Source organism: Antarctobacter heliothermus, assembly GCF_900188425.1.
Classification (GTDB): domain Bacteria; phylum Pseudomonadota; class Alphaproteobacteria; order Rhodobacterales; family Rhodobacteraceae; genus Antarctobacter; species Antarctobacter heliothermus.
Genome location: NZ_FZON01000042.1, coordinates 1 through 15,468 on the forward strand (window position 1 = coordinate 1; position 15,468 = coordinate 15,468).

The window sequence follows — 15,468 nt, forward strand, 5'->3', positions numbered from 1 at the left end:
CCGTCATACCGCCGCGCAAGAATGCCAAGCCGTGGAAGCCATCGACTGCAGGGGCTATCGCTCGGAACGAGGCGCTGCGCGCTTCGAAATACCTTGGCCGCGCCATCTGGAGAAAATGGAGCGGATACCACCGACGAAGCCGCGCCGAGACGAAGATGCATTGCGTGAAGCTGCTGGGGCAGAGCCTCATGGCGCGCGACTTCGATCGTCAGGTCGCCGAACTTCAGATCCGCGCCGCCGTGCTCAACGGCTACACCGCGCTCGGCATACCCGTCACAGAGCCTGTGGGATAATTGCGTCCGGGGAAAGGGGAACTCCGGACGTTACCGACTTTGCGCAACAAAGCCCCGCCAAGGTCGAAGTCGCGCAAACCTTCGATGTCAGTCAGACGTTTCTGAATGATAAAGCGCGCCATTGCCCCACGCGCCCGCTTGGCGAAAAAGCTTACAATCTTCGGCCCGCCTGGCTTGTCCTCCATGAATTGCGGCGTGATCACCCGCAATTTCAACGCCTTTTGCTGAACTGCGCCAAAATACTCCTGGCTGGCGCAATTCACCAGAACGTCTGTGCCCATGGCCTCTGCCTGTGCGTTCAGCGCCTTGGCGATCTGATCGCCCCAGTAGTCATACAGGGTGCCGCCGCGCCGCGTTTTCAGGCGAGAGCCCATTTCAAGCCGGTACGCCTGAAAGCCATCGCGCGGCCGCAGCAGACCATACAAGCCGGACAAGATGCGCAAGTGCTCCTGCGCCCAATCCAGTTCCTCACGCTCCAGCGACCCGGCCTCAAGCCCGATATAGGTGTCCCCGGCAAAAGCCAGCGCAGCAGGACGCAGATCCTCCTGACCGGGCTGGTCGGTGAAGGCACGGAACCGATCCCGGTTGAGCCGCGCCAAGTCATCCGACAGATCCATCAAACCCTTGAGGTCCTTCAGCGTCAGGTTGCGCGCCGTGCGCGCCAAACGCTGCGCATCGCTCTCGAACGCGGGCACTGTCATCTCGACCGCCCGCTCTTGCCAGTCCAGCCGCTTGGCCGGCGAAATCACGACAAGCATTCCGCGCCCCCTGTCCTTGTTTCGGTGTCCCTGATCTAGACCGGCGGCGGGTCAAGGTCCAGCAGGCGCGACCCTGTGTCAGGTCGGGAATACTGCCCGGAAAAGGGAAGGACTTTGCCAGTTTCAATTTGCGCTTATCCTGTCAATACCGTCCATTTCGAATCGGAGTTCCCATTATGAAACTGATGACTTTCGCAAAACTGATTGCCCTTGCCGCCGCTGTATCCGCCAGTCCGGCGCTTGCATGGAAAACCGTCCACAATCCTTTTGGGCACGACACCAAATGCGACAAGGTGAACTGCTTCACGCCGGGCACCGCCTACGAAATGGGTCACTACCACTATCTGAAATGCAAAGACCCCAAGAAATACCTGACCTATCGCGGCAACGTACTGCAATGCGTGCCTTACGCACATATTGCAAAATAAATCTCCTGCGTTCTTGCAAGACAGAGGCGCGCCATTCCGTGGCCCGCCTCATTCCACGTCAATCGCCTGTCCTACCCGGACCCGTTCTGCAAGACACCCCAAAAGGCCGCGCCAAACCTGTCGGCGCGCTTGTCGCCCAGCAGCGCACCCAAGGCATCTTCGCTTTGCGGCGGTCGATCTGCCAGTTTCGCCAACATGGAAGCCGAACAGGACAGCGGTTTCTGCGTGCCGTCCTGACCACGCAACAGGCTGGCCTGCGCTTCCATCAGCGCATCATAGACTCCCCCCGCCCCCGTGGCCGCCAGTTTGCGCCGCCGGGGGTGAACCTCTTCGACAGCCCCGTTCAGAACCTCCAGAAACGCCTCGCCGTACCGCTCCAGCTTTTTCGCGCCGATGCCGTTGACCCGCATCATATCGTCCAGCGAGGCCGGGCGCCGCTCTGCCATCTCGATCAGGGTCCGGTCTGGAAAGATCATGTAGGGCGGCACCTGCGCCTCGCGCGCTAGCGCCGTGCGCTTGGCCTTCAGGGCCGAAAACAGTGGCGCGTCCTCTTCCGGAACCAGTTCCCTGACCGCCGGACGCCGCTCAGTGGCCTTTGTCACGGCGTCCTTGCGCAAAGAGATCGTCTGTTCGCCCCGCAGGATCGGGCGGGCACGATCCGTCATCACCAGCGCCCCGTGCCGTTCCGCATCCGGGCGCATCAGGTCATGGCCCATCATCTGCCGGAACACCGCCTGCCATTGCCCCCGGCTGAAATCCTTGCCCACTCCGTAGGTGGGCAGGCTGTCATGACCGCGCTGACGGATCTTGTCGGTGTCCTTGCCCATCAGAATGTCGATCAGATGCCCGGCGCCAAAACTTTCGTCGGTACGCAACGCCGCCGACAGCGCCTTGCGCACCGCCAACGTGCCGTCGAACAATTCCGGCGGACTGTCGCACAGATCGCAGTTCCCACAGTTCCCGGCCTCTTCGCCGAAATATCCCAGCAAGACCTTGCGCCGACAGCCCTGCGCCTCTGCCAGCCCCAACAGCGCGTTCAGCCGCCCGTGATCGGCGGCACGGCGTTCCGGCGGGGCCATCCCCTCATCGATCTGCGACCGGCGCAGGCGGATGTCCTCAGGCCCATACAGGGTCAGCGTTTCCGCAGGCGCTCCGTCGCGCCCGCCGCGCCCGATCTCCTGATAATAGGACTCGATCGACTTGGGCAGATCCGCGTGGGCGACCCAACGGATGTCCGGCTTGTCGACCCCCATGCCAAAGGCCACCGTCGCCACCACAATCAAACCGTCCTCACGGGCAAAGCGTTCTTCGACATGGCGGCGGTCGCCCGCCTCCATCCCGCCGTGATAATGACAGGCCGAATGCCCCTCATCGCGCAGTGCCTTGGCAATGCCCTCGGTCTTGGCACGGGTGCCGCAATAGACGATACCGGACTGCCCTTTGCGGGCCGCGGCAAAGCTCAGGATCTGGGCGCGCGGCCCGTCCTTGGGTTGAAAGGCAAGGTGGATGTTCGGTCGGTCAAAGCCGCGCAAAAAGGTGGTCGGGGCCTCGCCGTCAAACAGCCGGGTGACGATCTCCTCGCGTGTCTCGACATCCGCGGTGGCCGTAAAGGCGGCCAGTGGCACGTCCAGCGCGCGCCGCAGTTCACCGATGCGCAGATAATCCGGGCGGAAATCATGGCCCCACTGGCTGACGCAATGCGCCTCGTCCACCGCGATCAGGGAAACGCCCGCCTGCGCCAGCATCCGCTGTGTTCCGCCATTGGCCAGTCGCTCTGGCGCCAGATACAGCAGCTTCAGTTCACCTGAATGCAGCATGTCCCAGACCGCGTCCGTCTCTTCGGGCGTATTGCCAGAGGTCAGCGCACCTGCGGCCACCCCAGCCTCACGCAACCCTCTTACCTGGTCGCGCATCAAGGCGATCAGCGGTGAGATCACCACGGTCACGCCCCCGCGCATCAGCGCAGGCAATTGAAAACACAAGGACTTGCCGCCACCCGTGGGCATGATGGCCAACACGTTCTGACCGCTCGCCACCGCATCAACGATCTCCCCCTGACCGGGGCGAAAGGCGTCAAAGCCGAAGATATCCTTGAGAAGCGCCTCGGCGGTCCCGGCGTCACGCGGCATGGGTAACCCTGTCGATGTGTCTGGATCTGCTCGTGCCCGGACAATCACACACTACGATTTGGTGAATCAACCCCTCCGAGCCGCAATATGAGCCATCACACCGCGCGAAGCCCCGGTTTCTTCTGTCCAGAAATATCCCGGGGGTGAGGCCGCAGGCCGAGGGGGTCATGCTGAAATCAGGCCTAGGGCATGACGCCCCCTGCCCGATCAATACCCGTAGAAAAAGCCCGCGTTGTTCCGCAGGATGATCTGCAGCGCATAAATGCCGACCAGCGTGATCAACGGCGCCAGATCCAGACCCCCCATCGGCGGCAGGATACTGCGGATGCGCGAATAGACCGGCTCCAGTAGCCGGTTCAGCCCTTCCCAGATAGAGGCAACGATCGGCTGCCGCAGGTTGAGGATCTGGAAATTGATCAGCCAGCTCATGATCACGTGGGCGACGATAACAAAGACCGCAATGCTGAGGATCATGTTCAGGATTTGAAAGAGCGACTGCATCCGATTGGCCTTTGTTCCGCGCGTTTTGCTGGCACAGACCTATGCGCAGACGCCCCCAAGAACAAGTGTGCCGCGAGGTCTTGATTGACGCGCCCGCCGCAGCGCAGCAACAAGGCCACAAAGGAGTCGTCTCATGTATCCCTTTCTGCGCCTCTTCTGGCAAAGCTTTCTTGCCCGCCGCGCCACGCGCATCGGCCTGTTTGACACTCAGGTCACCACCCACCTGTGCATGCCCTGGGATCTTGACATGTGGATGGAACTGAACAACGGGCGCACGCTGACGATCTACGATCTGGGCCGCATCCCTCTGGCCTACCGGATCGGGTTGATTGACACCCTCAAAAGCAAACGTTGGGGCCTGACTGTCGCAGGGTCGGTTGTTCGGTATCGCCGCCGCGTGCGCATGTTCGACAAGGTGCAGATCCACTCTCGTGTACTGGGCTGGGACAAGCGGTTCATCTACATCGACCAGTCGATGTGGAAATCGAACGGAGACTGTGCCAGCCACGCGGTCTATCGGACCGCCCTGACGGACGCCCAGGGCATCGTGTCAACGGATCGGTCGGCTGCTGCCCTTGGGGTCCCGGTCGACAGCCCGCCGCTGCCGAACTGGGTGCTCAAGTGGATCGAGGCAGAAGACGCCCGCCCCTGGCCGCCGCAGACCCAAAATCCGCCCGACACGATCGCCGCCAGCCGGGCCGAGGACGCCGCCTAGGCGTAAACCTCTGTTCCGCGCACAGGTTTCCCTTGCGCAAGCCCCCTTGCCACGCCATGCCGCGACAGGTTCTATCGCCGCAACGGGCAGGGGGCAGCCATGGCACAACCAACAAAAAGACAACGCATCTGGGGATGGATGTTCTTTGACTGGGCGCAACAGCCCTATGCCACCCTTGGCCTGACCTTTATCTTTGGCCCCTATTTCGCCGCCGTCGCCGCCGACTATTTTCTGGCGCAGGGCGCCGGAAGTGACGCCGCCAAGGCCGGCGCGCAAAGCCTGTGGTCCTCTGCCCAGACCGTTGCTGGACTTGCCATCGCCTTTTCCGCGCCGCTGCTCGGCGCTTGGGCCGATGCCACCGGGCGCAAACGACCGTGGTTCTGGCTGTTCACCGGGGTCGCCATTGCAGCGGCCTGTTCGCTGTGGATGCTGCAACCGGACGGCACCGGGCTGTACTTTGTGCTGGCGCTGTTCTGGCTGGGCTTTGTGGCCAGCGAATCCGCCTTTAACCTCAACAACGCGATTCTGCCCAGCCTTGGCACCCCGACAGAGGTGGGCCGCATCTCTGGCACCGCCACGGCCTTTGGCTATTGGGGCGGGGTGCTGTCGCTGTTCCTGATGCTGCTGTTCTTTGCCGAGAATGAGACTGGCAAGACGCTGATCGGCCTTTCCCCGGCCTTTGGCCTCGACCCCGAGGCACGCGAAGGCACCCGCTTTGTCGGGCCGTTCATCGGATTGTGGTTTGCCCTTTTCCTGATCCCGTTTTTCATGTGGAACCGGGACGATCCGCTAGAGCGCAAGACCCCTGAAAGCGTCCGTCGGGTGCTGTCGGACTTGCGTGGGTACGTCGGCAACGTCTGGCACCGCAAATCCTGCCGCAGCTTTCTGCTGTCCTCGCTGTTCTATCGCGACGCCCTGACCGCGCTTTATGCCTATGGCGGCATCTATGCGACTCTTGTGCTGGACTGGAAGGTGATCCAGGTCGGTGTTTTCGGCATCGTCGCGGCCATCGCCGCCGCCGTTCTGTCTTGGGCTGGTGGCTTGGCCGATCAACGGTTTGGCCCCAAGACGGTGATCCGCCTGTGCATCTGGATCCTGATCCTGGTCAGCACGATCATCGTCGGCATGTCCCGCGAAAACCTGTTTGGCATACCCTTGGCCGAAGGCTCTGCCGTGCCAGACGTGATCTTTTACATCTGTGGCGCGGCCATTGGCGGCGCTGGTGGCGCGCTCTACTCCGCGTCGCGGTCGATGATGGTACGTCACTGCGATCCGCTGCGCCCGGCAGAGGGGTTCGGCCTGTTTGCGCTGGCGGGCAAGGCCACCGCCTTTCTCGCCCCGGCAATGATCACCGTCTTTACCTATACCACCCAATCCAACCAGTTGGGCTTTCTCCCCGTCATCGGGCTTTTCCTGTTGGGCCTCATTCTGCTAGTCTGGGTCAATCCCGAGGGAGAAAGACCCGAATGATCCGATTTGTGACTGCCATTTCCCTTGTCCTCGCCTTGGCCGCCTGTGGCGGCGGGGGACGCGACATTTCTGGCGAGCGCACGGCGCTGCGCCCGCTCGACCCAGTGCTGTCGTCCAAACAGGCCAAACAACTGTTCGGCGCCAAGGCGCAGGGGTCGGACCAGTCCGCGGCCCCGCTTGGCGGATATGCCAAGGGATGCCTCGCCGGGGGGATGCAACTGCCAGAAACCGGCCCGACATGGCAGGCCATGCGCCTGTCGCGCAACCGCAACTGGGGCCACCCCGAACTGATCGACTATGTGCAAGACCTCAGCCGCAAGGCTGCAGCGCAACCCGGCTGGAACGGGCTGTACCTGGGTGATTTCAGCCAACCGCGCGGCGGCCCGATGCTGACCGGCCACGCCAGTCATCAAATCGGGCTGGATGCCGATATCTGGCTGCTGCCCGCCGACAACCTGAATCTATCGGTCAAGGCGCGCGAAAACATCTCTTCGATCTCGATGCGTCGCGCGTCAGGCGCCTATACCAACGACAAATGGACCAAACAGCACCACGAAATCCTCAAGGCCGCCGCCAGCGACCCCCGTGTGGCGCGGATCTTTATCTTTCCCGGCGCCAAGGTGCAGATGTGCAACGATGAAAAGGGTGACAAATCATGGCTGCGCAAGGTGCGGCCATGGTGGGGGCACCACTACCACTTTCACGTCCGGCTCAGCTGTCCCAAAGGGGCAACCGGCTGCGTCGATCAGGCCGCCCCGCCACCCGGTGACGGCTGCAAAGAGGCCGAGGGCTGGGTCGCCCGCATCCTGAATCCGCCGCCGCCTGACCCCAACGCCAAACCCTCGCCGCCAAAGCGGGAATTGACGCTGGGCGATCTGCCACGCCAATGCGCCGACGTTCTGTCCGCGAACTGATCATCGCGTGACATCGTCCTTGCACCGCCACCTGCGGACAGTTCTTGGCGTGGGCGCTGTTCTGTTGTCTCTGGCAGGATGCGTCGCGCAATCGGGCGACAAGGTGGAATTCCTCGGCCGCCTCGACTGGCCTGCACAGGCGCACGACATTGGTGGTTTTTCGGGACTGGAGCTGAGCGACGATGGCCGCCGGTTTGTCGCCCTGTCCGACCGGGCAAGTCTGATCGAGGGACAGCTGGTCCGCGAAGGCCCCCGCTTGACGCGCATCGAACAAGACGCGCCGCGCCGCCTGCGGGACCGCGCCGGCGCGCCCCTCACCGGGTCAAAAGCGGATTCCGAAGGGCTTGCCATCGGCCGCGACGGACAGATGTTCATCTCTTTCGAAGGCCATCACCGCGTCTGGTCTTACGACGGCCCGGGCCGACCACAGACGCTGAACAGCCCACGCGCCTTTTTGGGTTTTGAGGGCAACGGCGGTCTTGAGGCGCTGGCTATCGACACTCAAGGACGCCTGTACACCCTGCCCGAACGGTCTGGCCAGTTGATCCGTCCCTTTCCCGTGTGGCGCTTTGACAGCGGGCGCTGGCAGCAGGTCTATTCGATACCGCGCCAAGGCGGGTTTCTGCCCGTGGGCGCGGATTTCGGTCCTGACGGGCTGTTCTACCTGCTGGAACGGGAATTCACCGGCCTGGCGTTCCGGTCCCGGGTACGACGGTTTTCCTTCGGAGAGGACCGCGTCCTCTCCGAAGAAACCCTGCTGGAAACGCCAGCCCACAAACACGGCAACCTTGAAGGTCTCGCTGTCTGGCGCGACGAAACGGGTGCGATCCGTCTGACCATGGTGTCGGATGACAACTTTCAGGGCTTCCAGCGCAGCGAGTTTGTCGAATACCGCGTGACAGACTAACCCGCAGATCGCTTGACGCGGCACCACGCGCCCTTTAACAGCGCCCAATCCGGAAAAGCCGGATCAAGTCCCCGCAACCTTGTCAAAAACGGGTCACATCATGACACGCGCACATCTTCCCGGCATCCTTGCCATGGCCGCCATCGTTCTGGCGTCCAACATCCTCGTCCAGTTTCTGTTTGGCCAATGGCTGACATGGGGGGCGTTCACCTACCCGCTGGCCTTCCTGGTCACCGACCTGATGAACCGCCTCTACGGCCCCGGCCCGGCGCGGCAGGTGGTCTTTGCCGGCTTTGTCGTCGGCGTCATCTGCTCGCTGATCGGCACCCAAATCATGCTGCAAGGCGACGGGTTCACCTATCCGGCGGTCACGCTGAGGATCGCTATCGGCTCTGGTCTGGCGTTCCTGACCGCACAACTGATGGACGTGGCGATCTTTGACCGGCTGCGGCAAGGCACTTGGTGGCGCGCGCCGCTGGCCTCGACACTGGTCGGCTCAACGCTGGACACAGCGCTGTTCTTCACCATCGCCTTTTCGTCTGGCCTGACATGGATTGAGCCTGCAAATGACGTCAGCTGGGCCAACGAGGTGCTGCCCTTCCTCAACGTCGGACCCGACGCGCCGCTGTGGATGTCGCTCGCCGTGGCGGACTGGATGGTGAAACTCAGCCTCGCCCTTGTCGCCCTTATTCCCTTCCGAATGATCGTTTCAAAGGCACGCCCACAGCAGAAATCGGCTTGATACGCAAAAAAACCTTTGTGGTTCGCGATCCCCGTGGCACCATCATCTTGCGTTTTCAACAGCTGAAAGGAGGTGATCCAGTGTCGAGAGAAGCATTGGAGAGAGGTGTCGGAACAGTTCGGGAGGATGCGCTCTAGGGCAGCCCCTGGGGTCTAAATCCCCCGAATTGGCAGTGCCTAACCGGTCCCGCCTCCGTATTCTCGAAGGGCCGCTGATCTGGCGGCCCTTTTTCTTTTGCCCTACGTTATCCCCATGCTGCATGTCACCGATCATATCACCATTGAGGACTGGGAACTGACCGAACAGTTCATCCGCTCCTCTGGCCCTGGCGGGCAAAACGTGAACAAGGTGTCCACCGCCGTCGAATTGCGGTTCGAGGCAGAGCGCTCACCAAACCTGCCCCCCGCCGTCAAAACCCGCCTTCGTAAGCTGGCCGGTCGCCGCTGGACCAAGGAAGGCGCGCTGGTCATTCAGGTCGAAGATACCCGCAGTCAGGCCCGCAACCGCGAAATCGCACGCCAGCGCCTTGTGGAACTGGTGCAGAAAGCCACCGAAAAACCCAAACGCCGGATTCCGACCAAACCCACCTTGGGGTCCAAACGCCGCCGCCTCGATGCCAAGAAACAACGCGGCGCGGTCAAGGCAACACGCGGCAAGGTCGATCCCGACTGACGCGCCCCTAGCTTCTCTTTTGTAAAAATACTCCCGCCGGAGGCCCCCGAGGGACCGGCCAAAGGCCGGCCCCGAGAAAACCAGCGCGCGTCAGCGCTCTATTGGTTCCGCCTCTCAGAACCGCTCCAGCAGTCGATCCAGATAGTTGCGCTCTTCCTCGGGTCGGTCCAGTTCCCCCGACCGTTTGCGCAATTCGCCCAGCAGTTCCTCGGCACGGCGATAGACATCCTGCCCCTGCAACAGCCCCTCGTCGGTGCCGACCCGGCCAGTATTGCCAGAGTTGCGGCCCAAAGGATCGCGTTGTTGCGCCGGGTCGCCGCCTTGTGCAAATCCCTGCTCGCCCGTGCGCTGTTGCTGCTGTTCAGCCAGTGCCTCACCAAGGTTGCGCATCCCCTCACGAAGCGCCTCCATGGCACTCGACTGCCGGTCGATCGCCTCGGCCAGATCGCCGTCGCGCAAGGCGCGCTCGGCCCCGTCCATGGCCCCGTCCGCCCGTTCCAACGCCTCGGCGGCCCGTTCACCGGCCTCGGTGCCTTGGCCCGGCAGAGCCTGTCGCTGGCGGTTCAACTCATCGCGCAAGGCGCGTTGCCGTTCTGCAAGATCGCCCGCCAGATCGCCGCCGTCCCCCTGACCCGGATCGCGGCCACCTTCTCCCTGTCCGGGTTGGCGGTCTTGTGGTCCGGGCTGGCCCTGTCCGGGCTGCCGATCCCCCTGACCGCGCTGGCCATCGTTGAGATCACGGAACGACTCGTCCGACAGTTCCTGCTGCTCCCGCAGGGTGTCGGCCAGGCCTTCCATCGCCTGTTCACCCGGCGATTGCCCACCGCCGCCAGGGCCTTGGGTCATCTGCATATTGTCCAGCATCTCTTGCAACTGGCGCATGGCTTCTTGCGCCTCGGCCATGCGGCCCTGCTCCATCAGCTCCTGAATCTTGTCCATCATCCGCTGGATGTCATCCTGAGACATCTGGATCATGTTTTGCGGGTCCATCTGCTGACCCTCGGGGTTGTCCTGCGCTTGCTGGCGGCTCAACTGGCGCATGTAGTCATCGGTTGCCTCACGCAACTCCTGCATCAGTTCGGCGATTTCCTGGTCGGAGGCCCCATTCTTCATCGCCTCTTCCAGCCGCTCACGCGCCCGTTGCAGCCGTTCAAGCGCATCCTGCAAATCACCCTCTTCCATCGACAGGGCAAGATCCCACATCGCCTGCGCCAAGGCGCCCTGCTTTTCGTCCGTGATTGCCCCGTAAGTCGCCAATAGTTCCAACCGTGTGGTCAGCGTGCGAAGGCGCAACTGCTCGACGTCCTTGCGGAACAGATCCTCCGGTTCATTCAGGATCGCCTTGAAGATCTGCACGATCATCGCCGCGTTTTCGCGGTTCCACAGCAGCGACTGGCGCTGTTCGATCAATGCCGCCGCAACCGGATCGAAAAAGCGCCGCCCCGGCAGGGTCAGCGCCTCGGGTTCCGAAAGGCCCTTCTGGCCACGCCCATCCTCAACCTCCAGTGTCAGCTTGACCGGCAAGTTGGCCCAAGGGTGCAACGAAAAGTTCCCGACCAGCGCATTGGCAAAATCCGCCCGATTGCCCGAAACCGGCATCGACAGCGGCACCTCGATCATCTTGCGCTGTTCCGGCGCGATGGTGCGGCCATAGCGGCGGTCGACGGCGTCCAGATCCAGCACAAACCGCGCCGCGCCTGTCACTACGCCGTGGTCGTCCGTCGCGGTGTAGGGGATCTGTGCCTCACCCTCATAGCTGACCTCGATCTCGCCGTCGCGTTTCACCGTCGGGGCGGCGTCGGGGATCATCGCAATCTGCCACAGGCGTCCCCCCGGCCCATCGACTGCCAGTTCCCCCGACCGAAGCACGGCAAAGTCCTGCGCCGTGTCTTGTGCTGCGTCTGGCGTCAAATCGCGGCCCGACACGTTTTCGCGGATGGTTAGCGCGCCCACTTCGCCGTACATGCGCAGTGTGATCTCGGCGCCTTCGGGCGCTTCGATCGACGCGGCGGTGATGTCATTCAGGTAAACCGACGGCAGCCGCGTATAGGCGGGCGGCTGCATCCATCCCTCCCACGCCGGGCCCTGCGCCAGATCGGGGCCACCCGCCCCCATGCCGGTCACCGATTGTACCCGCACCAAAGAGCCGAACAGGATCGCAACAGACAGTGTCAAAAGTGCAACGTAGCGCAGGGCCAGCGGATCGTTGCGTGAGACGCGCAGGTCCGGCTCTACCGCGCGCGCCTCGGCCAGACGGCTGCGCATCCGCGTCTGGTGCGCGCGCCAGACAGCGGTGGAGGCAGCATCGCCACCACCAATCGCCTGCGTGTCCAACGATGCCTGAATGGGGTTGCCCCGCAGCGTAGCGTCAAGGCGTAGCACCGCCGCCGCGCGGGACGGCCAGCGGAACCGCCGCGCCCCGTACCAGATCGCCCACAGCGCCCCTGCGCCCAGAACGGCGCCAGCCGCCCAGACCCATTCCACCGCAACCTCGTCCTGTACGCCCAGCATCAGCAGGGCCAGCGCGAAGATCACGATGGACCACAGCGGCCAGAAGGCGCGCGCCAACCGTTCGGCGGCCATGCCGAGCCGGGTCAGCGCCAGCGGCCAGCGCAGGATGCGGAAGATATCGGTTGAGGGGTCGCGGGTGGGGGGCATATCGCTCCTCGCAATCAGGGACTGCGAGGAGGATGCCTCACAGCCATTCCGGGATGGTATCGCGATTTATGATCTCGTCAAAGGTCGGCCGTGCGCGGATAACCGCGAATTGATCACCATGGACCAGCACTTCGGGGATCAGCGGGCGGGTGTTGTACTCGCTGGCCATCACCGCGCCATACGCCCCGGCAGAGCGGAAAGCGACCAGATCACCGGTTTGCAAGGGCGGCATAAGGCGGCCCTTGGCAAAAGTGTCGCCACTTTCGCAAACCGGCCCGACGATATCGTATGGTGTCAGCTCTGCCCCGGCGGTTGCCTCTTTGACGGGCACAATTTCGTGATGCGCCTCATACATGGCCGGTCGGATCAGGTCATTCATCGCCGCGTCGAGAATCAGAAAGTCGCGGCCCTCGCCATTTTTGACGTAAATGATATCGCTCACCAGCAGCCCGGCATTGCCGACAATCAGGCGGCCCGGCTCAATCTCGATCTCGCAGCCCAGATGGCCGACGGTGCGCTGGACCAGCGCGCCGTAGTCCATTGGCAGCGGTGGCGCCTCATTTGAACGGGCATAGGGAATGCCCAGACCGCCGCCCAGATCCAGCCGCGAGATGTCGTGCCCGTCAGCGCGCAGCGCCTCCGTCAGGTCGGCGACCTTTTTGTAAGCCTGCTCAAACGGTTCCAGCTGTGTCAGCTGCGACCCGATGTGCACGTCAATACCGATGACCTTCAGCCCCGGCAGGGCCGCCGCCTCTGCATAGACCTCGCCGGCGCGGGCGATCGGGATGCCGAACTTGTTTTCGGACTTGCCTGTGGCGATCTTGGCATGGGTTTTGGCGTCCACGTCCGGGTTCACCCGCACGGTGATCGGTGCTGTGAGCCCCATGGAGGAAGCCACCTCAGAAATGGCGCGCATCTCTGGCTCACTCTCGACGTTGAGCTGACGGATGCCGCCTTCGAGCACCATGCGGATCTCATCCCGTGTCTTGCCAACGCCGGAAAAGACGATGCGGTCACCGGGAACGCCTGCCGCCTTGGCGCGGGCGTATTCACCGCCTGACACAACGTCCATTCCTGCACCCTCTGCTGCGAGGGTTTTCAGGATCGCCTGGTTCGACGCCGCTTTCATCGCGTAACAGACAAGGTGCGGGCCCCAGGCCAGTGCCTCATCGAACAGGCGGAAATGTCGGACCAGCGTGGCCGTTGAATAGACGTAGAACGGCGTGCCGACAGCGGCCGCGATTTCGGCCACCGGGACATCTTCGGCAAAGAGTTGCCCGTCTTGATAGATGAAATGATCCATGTCCGCGCTTTAGCCGAGAGCGCGCAAGGGGGCCAGCCCCCTCTTGGCCTGCGGCCAATTCACCCCCGGAGTATTTGGGCAAAGAAGAAGCGCAGCGGTGCGCCGGCGTCGGGCGGGGTTCACCCCACCGTCGTTCAGATGCGCCGCGTCCGGAACCATAGATACAGCGGCAACCCGCAACTGACCCCGATGCAAAAGGTGGCCGGGATCGCGAGCAGAGCCAGCCAGTTGCGGCGCACTGCAACCTCAGTCAGCACCCAGATCGTCAGCACAATTGCCGCGATGGTCAGATCCCATGTCAGACCGCGCGTACTGTCATTGACATACCAAGCGTCTATGAGCGTGCTCAGGCTCCAGCCATTCCCGGACAAGAAGGTCAGGAAATAGTACATCGGGTGAACCGCCCCCCACAGCGCCAGCGCCAGCCAGAGCCATCGTAACATCAGCCCTTGATCCCGACCTCGGCCTTGCCGGTCACGGTAACGCTCACGCCCGGGCTCGACGGTCCTTCGGGTGTTTCGGGTTCGCCATCTGCGCCGCAGGCGGCCAGTGCAAGCAGTCCGAGCAGTGCCAGAGTTCTCATGCCAAGCGCCCTTTCCAGGTTGCGATCTGTTCGCGCACACGTTGCGGCGCTGTGCCGCCATAGCTCATCCTTGAGCGGACAGAGTTGTGTACGCCCAGCACATCATAGACCGAGGCGTCAATATTCCCATGCACTTCCTGCATATCTTCCAGTGTCAGGTCGGGCAGGTCGCATCCTCTGGCCTCGGCCTTGGCCACCAGCGTGCCGGTGACGTGGTGGGCATCGCGGAACGGCAGGCCGGTTTCACGCACCAGCCAATCGGCAAGGTCTGTTGCGGTGGAAAACCCTGTTGCGGCCGCGCCTTCGAGGTTGGCCACGTTGGCGGACATATCGCGCACCATGCCCTCCATCGCGGCCAGTGCCAGCATCCAGTTGTCGGCGGCGTCGAAGACCTGTTCCTTGTCTTCCTGCATGTCCTTGGAATAGGCCAGCGGCAACCCTTTCATCACCATCATCAGCGCGACATTGGCACCGAAAATGCGCCCGATCTTGGCCCGGATCAACTCCGCGGCGTCGGGGTTTTTCTTTTGCGGCATGATGCTGGACCCGGTCGAAAAGCGATCCGACAGAGTCACAAAGCGGAACTGGGCCGAGGACCAGATCACCAGCTCTTCGGCAAAGCGGCTGAGGTGCATGGCGCTGATGCTGGCGACCGACAGGAATTCCAGCGCGAAATCGCGGGCGCTGACGGCATCCAGCGAGTTGCCCATCGGCTGGTCAAAGCCCAGCGCCTCTGCTGTCATGTGGCGATCTATGGGAAAGCCAGTGCCCGCGAGCGCGGCAGCACCAAGTGGCGATTCGTTCACCCGTTTGCGTGCGTCGCGGACGCGGGACAGATCACGCCCGAACATCTCGACATAGGCCATCATGTGATGGCCCCATGTCACCGGCTGCGCCGTTTGCAGATGGGTAAATCCCGGCATGACCCAATCGGCGCCTGCCTCTGCCTGTCCCAGCAGCGCCTGCATCAGCGCGGTCAGCCCGCCCTCGGCGGCGTCCAGCTGATCGCGCACCCACAGGCGAAAATCCGTCGCCACCTGATCATTCCGCGACCGTCCGGTGTGCAACCTCCCTGCCGGTTCGCCGATCACCTCTTTCAGCCGCGCCTCCACATTCATGTGGATGTCTTCCAGCGCGGTCGAAAACTCGAAGGTTCCGCTGTCGATCTCTGACAAGACCGTGAGCAAACCTTCCCTGATCGCTTCGGCATCGCTATCAGTGATGATGTTCGTGGCCGCCAGCATGGCGGCATGGGCACGAGACCCGGCCACATCCTGGGGCGCCAACCGCTTGTCGTAGCCGATCGAGGCATTAATTGCCTCCATGATGGCATCGGGCCCGGCGGCAAAGCGGCCGCCCCACATCTGGTTCGAGGTCTTGTCAGACATTGGGTGT

16 protein-coding genes are annotated in these 15,468 nt (G+C 62.9%); 8 read left to right on the forward strand and 8 right to left on the reverse strand.

Annotation, left to right across the window (positions count from 1 at the left end):
* Positions 1-293 (forward strand): transposase (locus CHB90_RS18130; RefSeq protein WP_141135827.1); only part of this gene is annotated, 293 nt, incomplete at its 5' end.
* On the opposite strand, the gene yaaA is transcribed toward CHB90_RS18130, so the two are convergent.
* Positions 251-1,051, reverse strand: a complete 801-nt coding sequence (yaaA, locus tag CHB90_RS18135) for a peroxide stress protein YaaA (RefSeq protein WP_089279266.1) — start codon at positions 1,049-1,051, stop codon at positions 251-253. The two genes, CHB90_RS18130 and yaaA, sit on opposite strands and share 43 nt — an antisense overlap.
* A gap of 176 nt (positions 1,052-1,227) precedes the next feature.
* Here yaaA and CHB90_RS18140 point away from each other — a divergent pair, with 176 nt between their 5' ends.
* Positions 1,228-1,479, forward strand: a complete 252-nt coding sequence (locus tag CHB90_RS18140; RefSeq protein WP_089279267.1) for a hypothetical protein — start codon at positions 1,228-1,230, stop codon at positions 1,477-1,479.
* A 71-nt stretch (positions 1,480-1,550) separates the two neighbouring features.
* Here CHB90_RS18140 and recQ read toward each other — a convergent pair whose 3' ends face one another.
* Together recQ and CHB90_RS18150 are read right to left on the reverse strand one after the other, a co-directional pair.
* Positions 1,551-3,608, reverse strand: coding sequence for a DNA helicase RecQ (recQ, locus tag CHB90_RS18145; protein ID WP_089279268.1), 2,058 nt, complete (start codon positions 3,606-3,608; stop codon positions 1,551-1,553).
* A 207-nt stretch (positions 3,609-3,815) separates the two neighbouring features.
* Positions 3,816-4,109 carry a YggT family protein gene (locus tag CHB90_RS18150; protein WP_089279269.1) on the reverse strand — a complete coding sequence of 98 codons (294 nt, stop codon included), beginning with the start codon at positions 4,107-4,109 and terminating at the stop codon, positions 3,816-3,818.
* A 133-nt stretch (positions 4,110-4,242) separates the two neighbouring features.
* Between CHB90_RS18150 and CHB90_RS18155 the strand changes: the two genes are divergently transcribed.
* The 6 genes from CHB90_RS18155 (at position 4,243) to arfB (ending at position 9,529) form a co-directional block, all read left to right on the forward strand.
* The gene (locus tag CHB90_RS18155) at positions 4,243-4,824 is read left to right on the forward strand and encodes an acyl-CoA thioesterase (protein ID WP_089279270.1); all 582 of its coding nucleotides are present in this window, start codon (positions 4,243-4,245) and stop codon (positions 4,822-4,824) included.
* 99 nt (positions 4,825-4,923) lie between these two features.
* On the forward strand, positions 4,924-6,294 hold the full coding sequence (locus CHB90_RS18160; protein WP_089279271.1) for an MFS transporter: 1,371 nt from the start codon (positions 4,924-4,926) through the stop codon (positions 6,292-6,294).
* Complete coding sequence (gene mepA / locus CHB90_RS18165) at positions 6,291-7,208, forward strand: penicillin-insensitive murein endopeptidase (RefSeq protein ID WP_089279272.1); 918 nt, start codon at positions 6,291-6,293, stop codon at positions 7,206-7,208. The genes CHB90_RS18160 and mepA overlap by 4 nt, the downstream gene beginning before the upstream one ends.
* 7 nt (positions 7,209-7,215) lie before the next feature.
* On the forward strand, positions 7,216-8,115 hold the full coding sequence (locus CHB90_RS18170) for an esterase-like activity of phytase family protein (protein WP_245823292.1): 900 nt from the start codon (positions 7,216-7,218) through the stop codon (positions 8,113-8,115).
* 100 nt (positions 8,116-8,215) lie between these two features.
* Positions 8,216-8,857, forward strand: coding sequence for a queuosine precursor transporter (locus CHB90_RS18175; RefSeq protein ID WP_089279273.1), 642 nt, complete (start codon positions 8,216-8,218; stop codon positions 8,855-8,857).
* A 252-nt stretch (positions 8,858-9,109) separates the two neighbouring features.
* Positions 9,110-9,529: an alternative ribosome rescue aminoacyl-tRNA hydrolase ArfB gene (arfB, locus tag CHB90_RS18180; protein WP_089279307.1), complete on the forward strand. Its 420-nt coding sequence runs from the start codon at positions 9,110-9,112 to the stop codon at positions 9,527-9,529.
* Positions 9,530-9,643: 114 nt separating this feature from the next.
* On the opposite strand, the gene CHB90_RS18185 is transcribed toward arfB, so the two are convergent.
* From CHB90_RS18185 to argH, 5 genes are all read right to left on the reverse strand, one after another.
* A complete protein-coding gene (locus CHB90_RS18185; RefSeq protein WP_245823293.1) occupies positions 9,644-12,187 on the reverse strand; it encodes a DUF4175 domain-containing protein in 2,544 nt (847 codons plus the stop codon).
* A 37-nt stretch (positions 12,188-12,224) separates the two neighbouring features.
* Positions 12,225-13,490 carry a diaminopimelate decarboxylase gene (gene lysA, locus CHB90_RS18190; RefSeq protein ID WP_089279274.1) on the reverse strand — a complete coding sequence of 422 codons (1,266 nt, stop codon included), beginning with the start codon at positions 13,488-13,490 and terminating at the stop codon, positions 12,225-12,227.
* A gap of 134 nt (positions 13,491-13,624) precedes the next feature.
* A complete protein-coding gene (locus CHB90_RS18195) occupies positions 13,625-13,933 on the reverse strand; it encodes a DUF2834 domain-containing protein (RefSeq protein WP_089279275.1) in 309 nt (102 codons plus the stop codon).
* A complete protein-coding gene (locus CHB90_RS26275) occupies positions 13,933-14,073 on the reverse strand; it encodes an argininosuccinate lyase (protein WP_141135921.1) in 141 nt (46 codons plus the stop codon). Before CHB90_RS26275 ends, CHB90_RS18195 begins: the two co-directional genes overlap by 1 nt.
* The gene (gene argH, locus CHB90_RS18200) at positions 14,070-15,461 is read right to left on the reverse strand and encodes an argininosuccinate lyase (RefSeq protein ID WP_089279276.1); all 1,392 of its coding nucleotides are present in this window, start codon (positions 15,459-15,461) and stop codon (positions 14,070-14,072) included. Before argH ends, CHB90_RS26275 begins: the two co-directional genes overlap by 4 nt.
* Between the last annotated feature and the right edge of the window lie 7 nt (positions 15,462-15,468).

What these genes read in the sequence shown, in the direction of transcription:
- argH (WP_089279276.1), bottom strand. Translation starts at nt 15,461, where the DNA reads ATGTCTGACAAGACCTCGAACCAGATGTGGGGCGGCCGCTTTGCCGCC.
- CHB90_RS18160 (WP_089279271.1), top strand. Translation starts at nt 4,924, where the DNA reads ATGGCACAACCAACAAAAAGACAACGCATCTGGGGATGGATGTTCTTT.
- CHB90_RS18175 (WP_089279273.1), top strand. Translation starts at nt 8,216, where the DNA reads ATGACACGCGCACATCTTCCCGGCATCCTTGCCATGGCCGCCATCGTT.
- yaaA (WP_089279266.1), bottom strand. Translation starts at nt 1,051, where the DNA reads ATGCTTGTCGTGATTTCGCCGGCCAAGCGGCTGGACTGGCAAGAGCGG.
- CHB90_RS18185 (WP_245823293.1), bottom strand. Translation starts at nt 12,187, where the DNA reads ATGCCCCCCACCCGCGACCCCTCAACCGATATCTTCCGCATCCTGCGC.
- CHB90_RS18195 (WP_089279275.1), bottom strand. Translation starts at nt 13,933, where the DNA reads ATGTTACGATGGCTCTGGCTGGCGCTGGCGCTGTGGGGGGCGGTTCAC.
- CHB90_RS18155 (WP_089279270.1), top strand. Translation starts at nt 4,243, where the DNA reads ATGTATCCCTTTCTGCGCCTCTTCTGGCAAAGCTTTCTTGCCCGCCGC.
- CHB90_RS18150 (WP_089279269.1), bottom strand. Translation starts at nt 4,109, where the DNA reads ATGCAGTCGCTCTTTCAAATCCTGAACATGATCCTCAGCATTGCGGTC.
- CHB90_RS18140 (WP_089279267.1), top strand. Translation starts at nt 1,228, where the DNA reads ATGAAACTGATGACTTTCGCAAAACTGATTGCCCTTGCCGCCGCTGTA.
- mepA (WP_089279272.1), top strand. Translation starts at nt 6,291, where the DNA reads ATGATCCGATTTGTGACTGCCATTTCCCTTGTCCTCGCCTTGGCCGCC.
- arfB (WP_089279307.1), top strand. Translation starts at nt 9,110, where the DNA reads ATGCTGCATGTCACCGATCATATCACCATTGAGGACTGGGAACTGACC.
- lysA (WP_089279274.1), bottom strand. Translation starts at nt 13,490, where the DNA reads ATGGATCATTTCATCTATCAAGACGGGCAACTCTTTGCCGAAGATGTC.
- CHB90_RS26275 (WP_141135921.1), bottom strand. Translation starts at nt 14,073, where the DNA reads ATGAGAACTCTGGCACTGCTCGGACTGCTTGCACTGGCCGCCTGCGGC.
- recQ (WP_089279268.1), bottom strand. Translation starts at nt 3,608, where the DNA reads ATGCCGCGTGACGCCGGGACCGCCGAGGCGCTTCTCAAGGATATCTTC.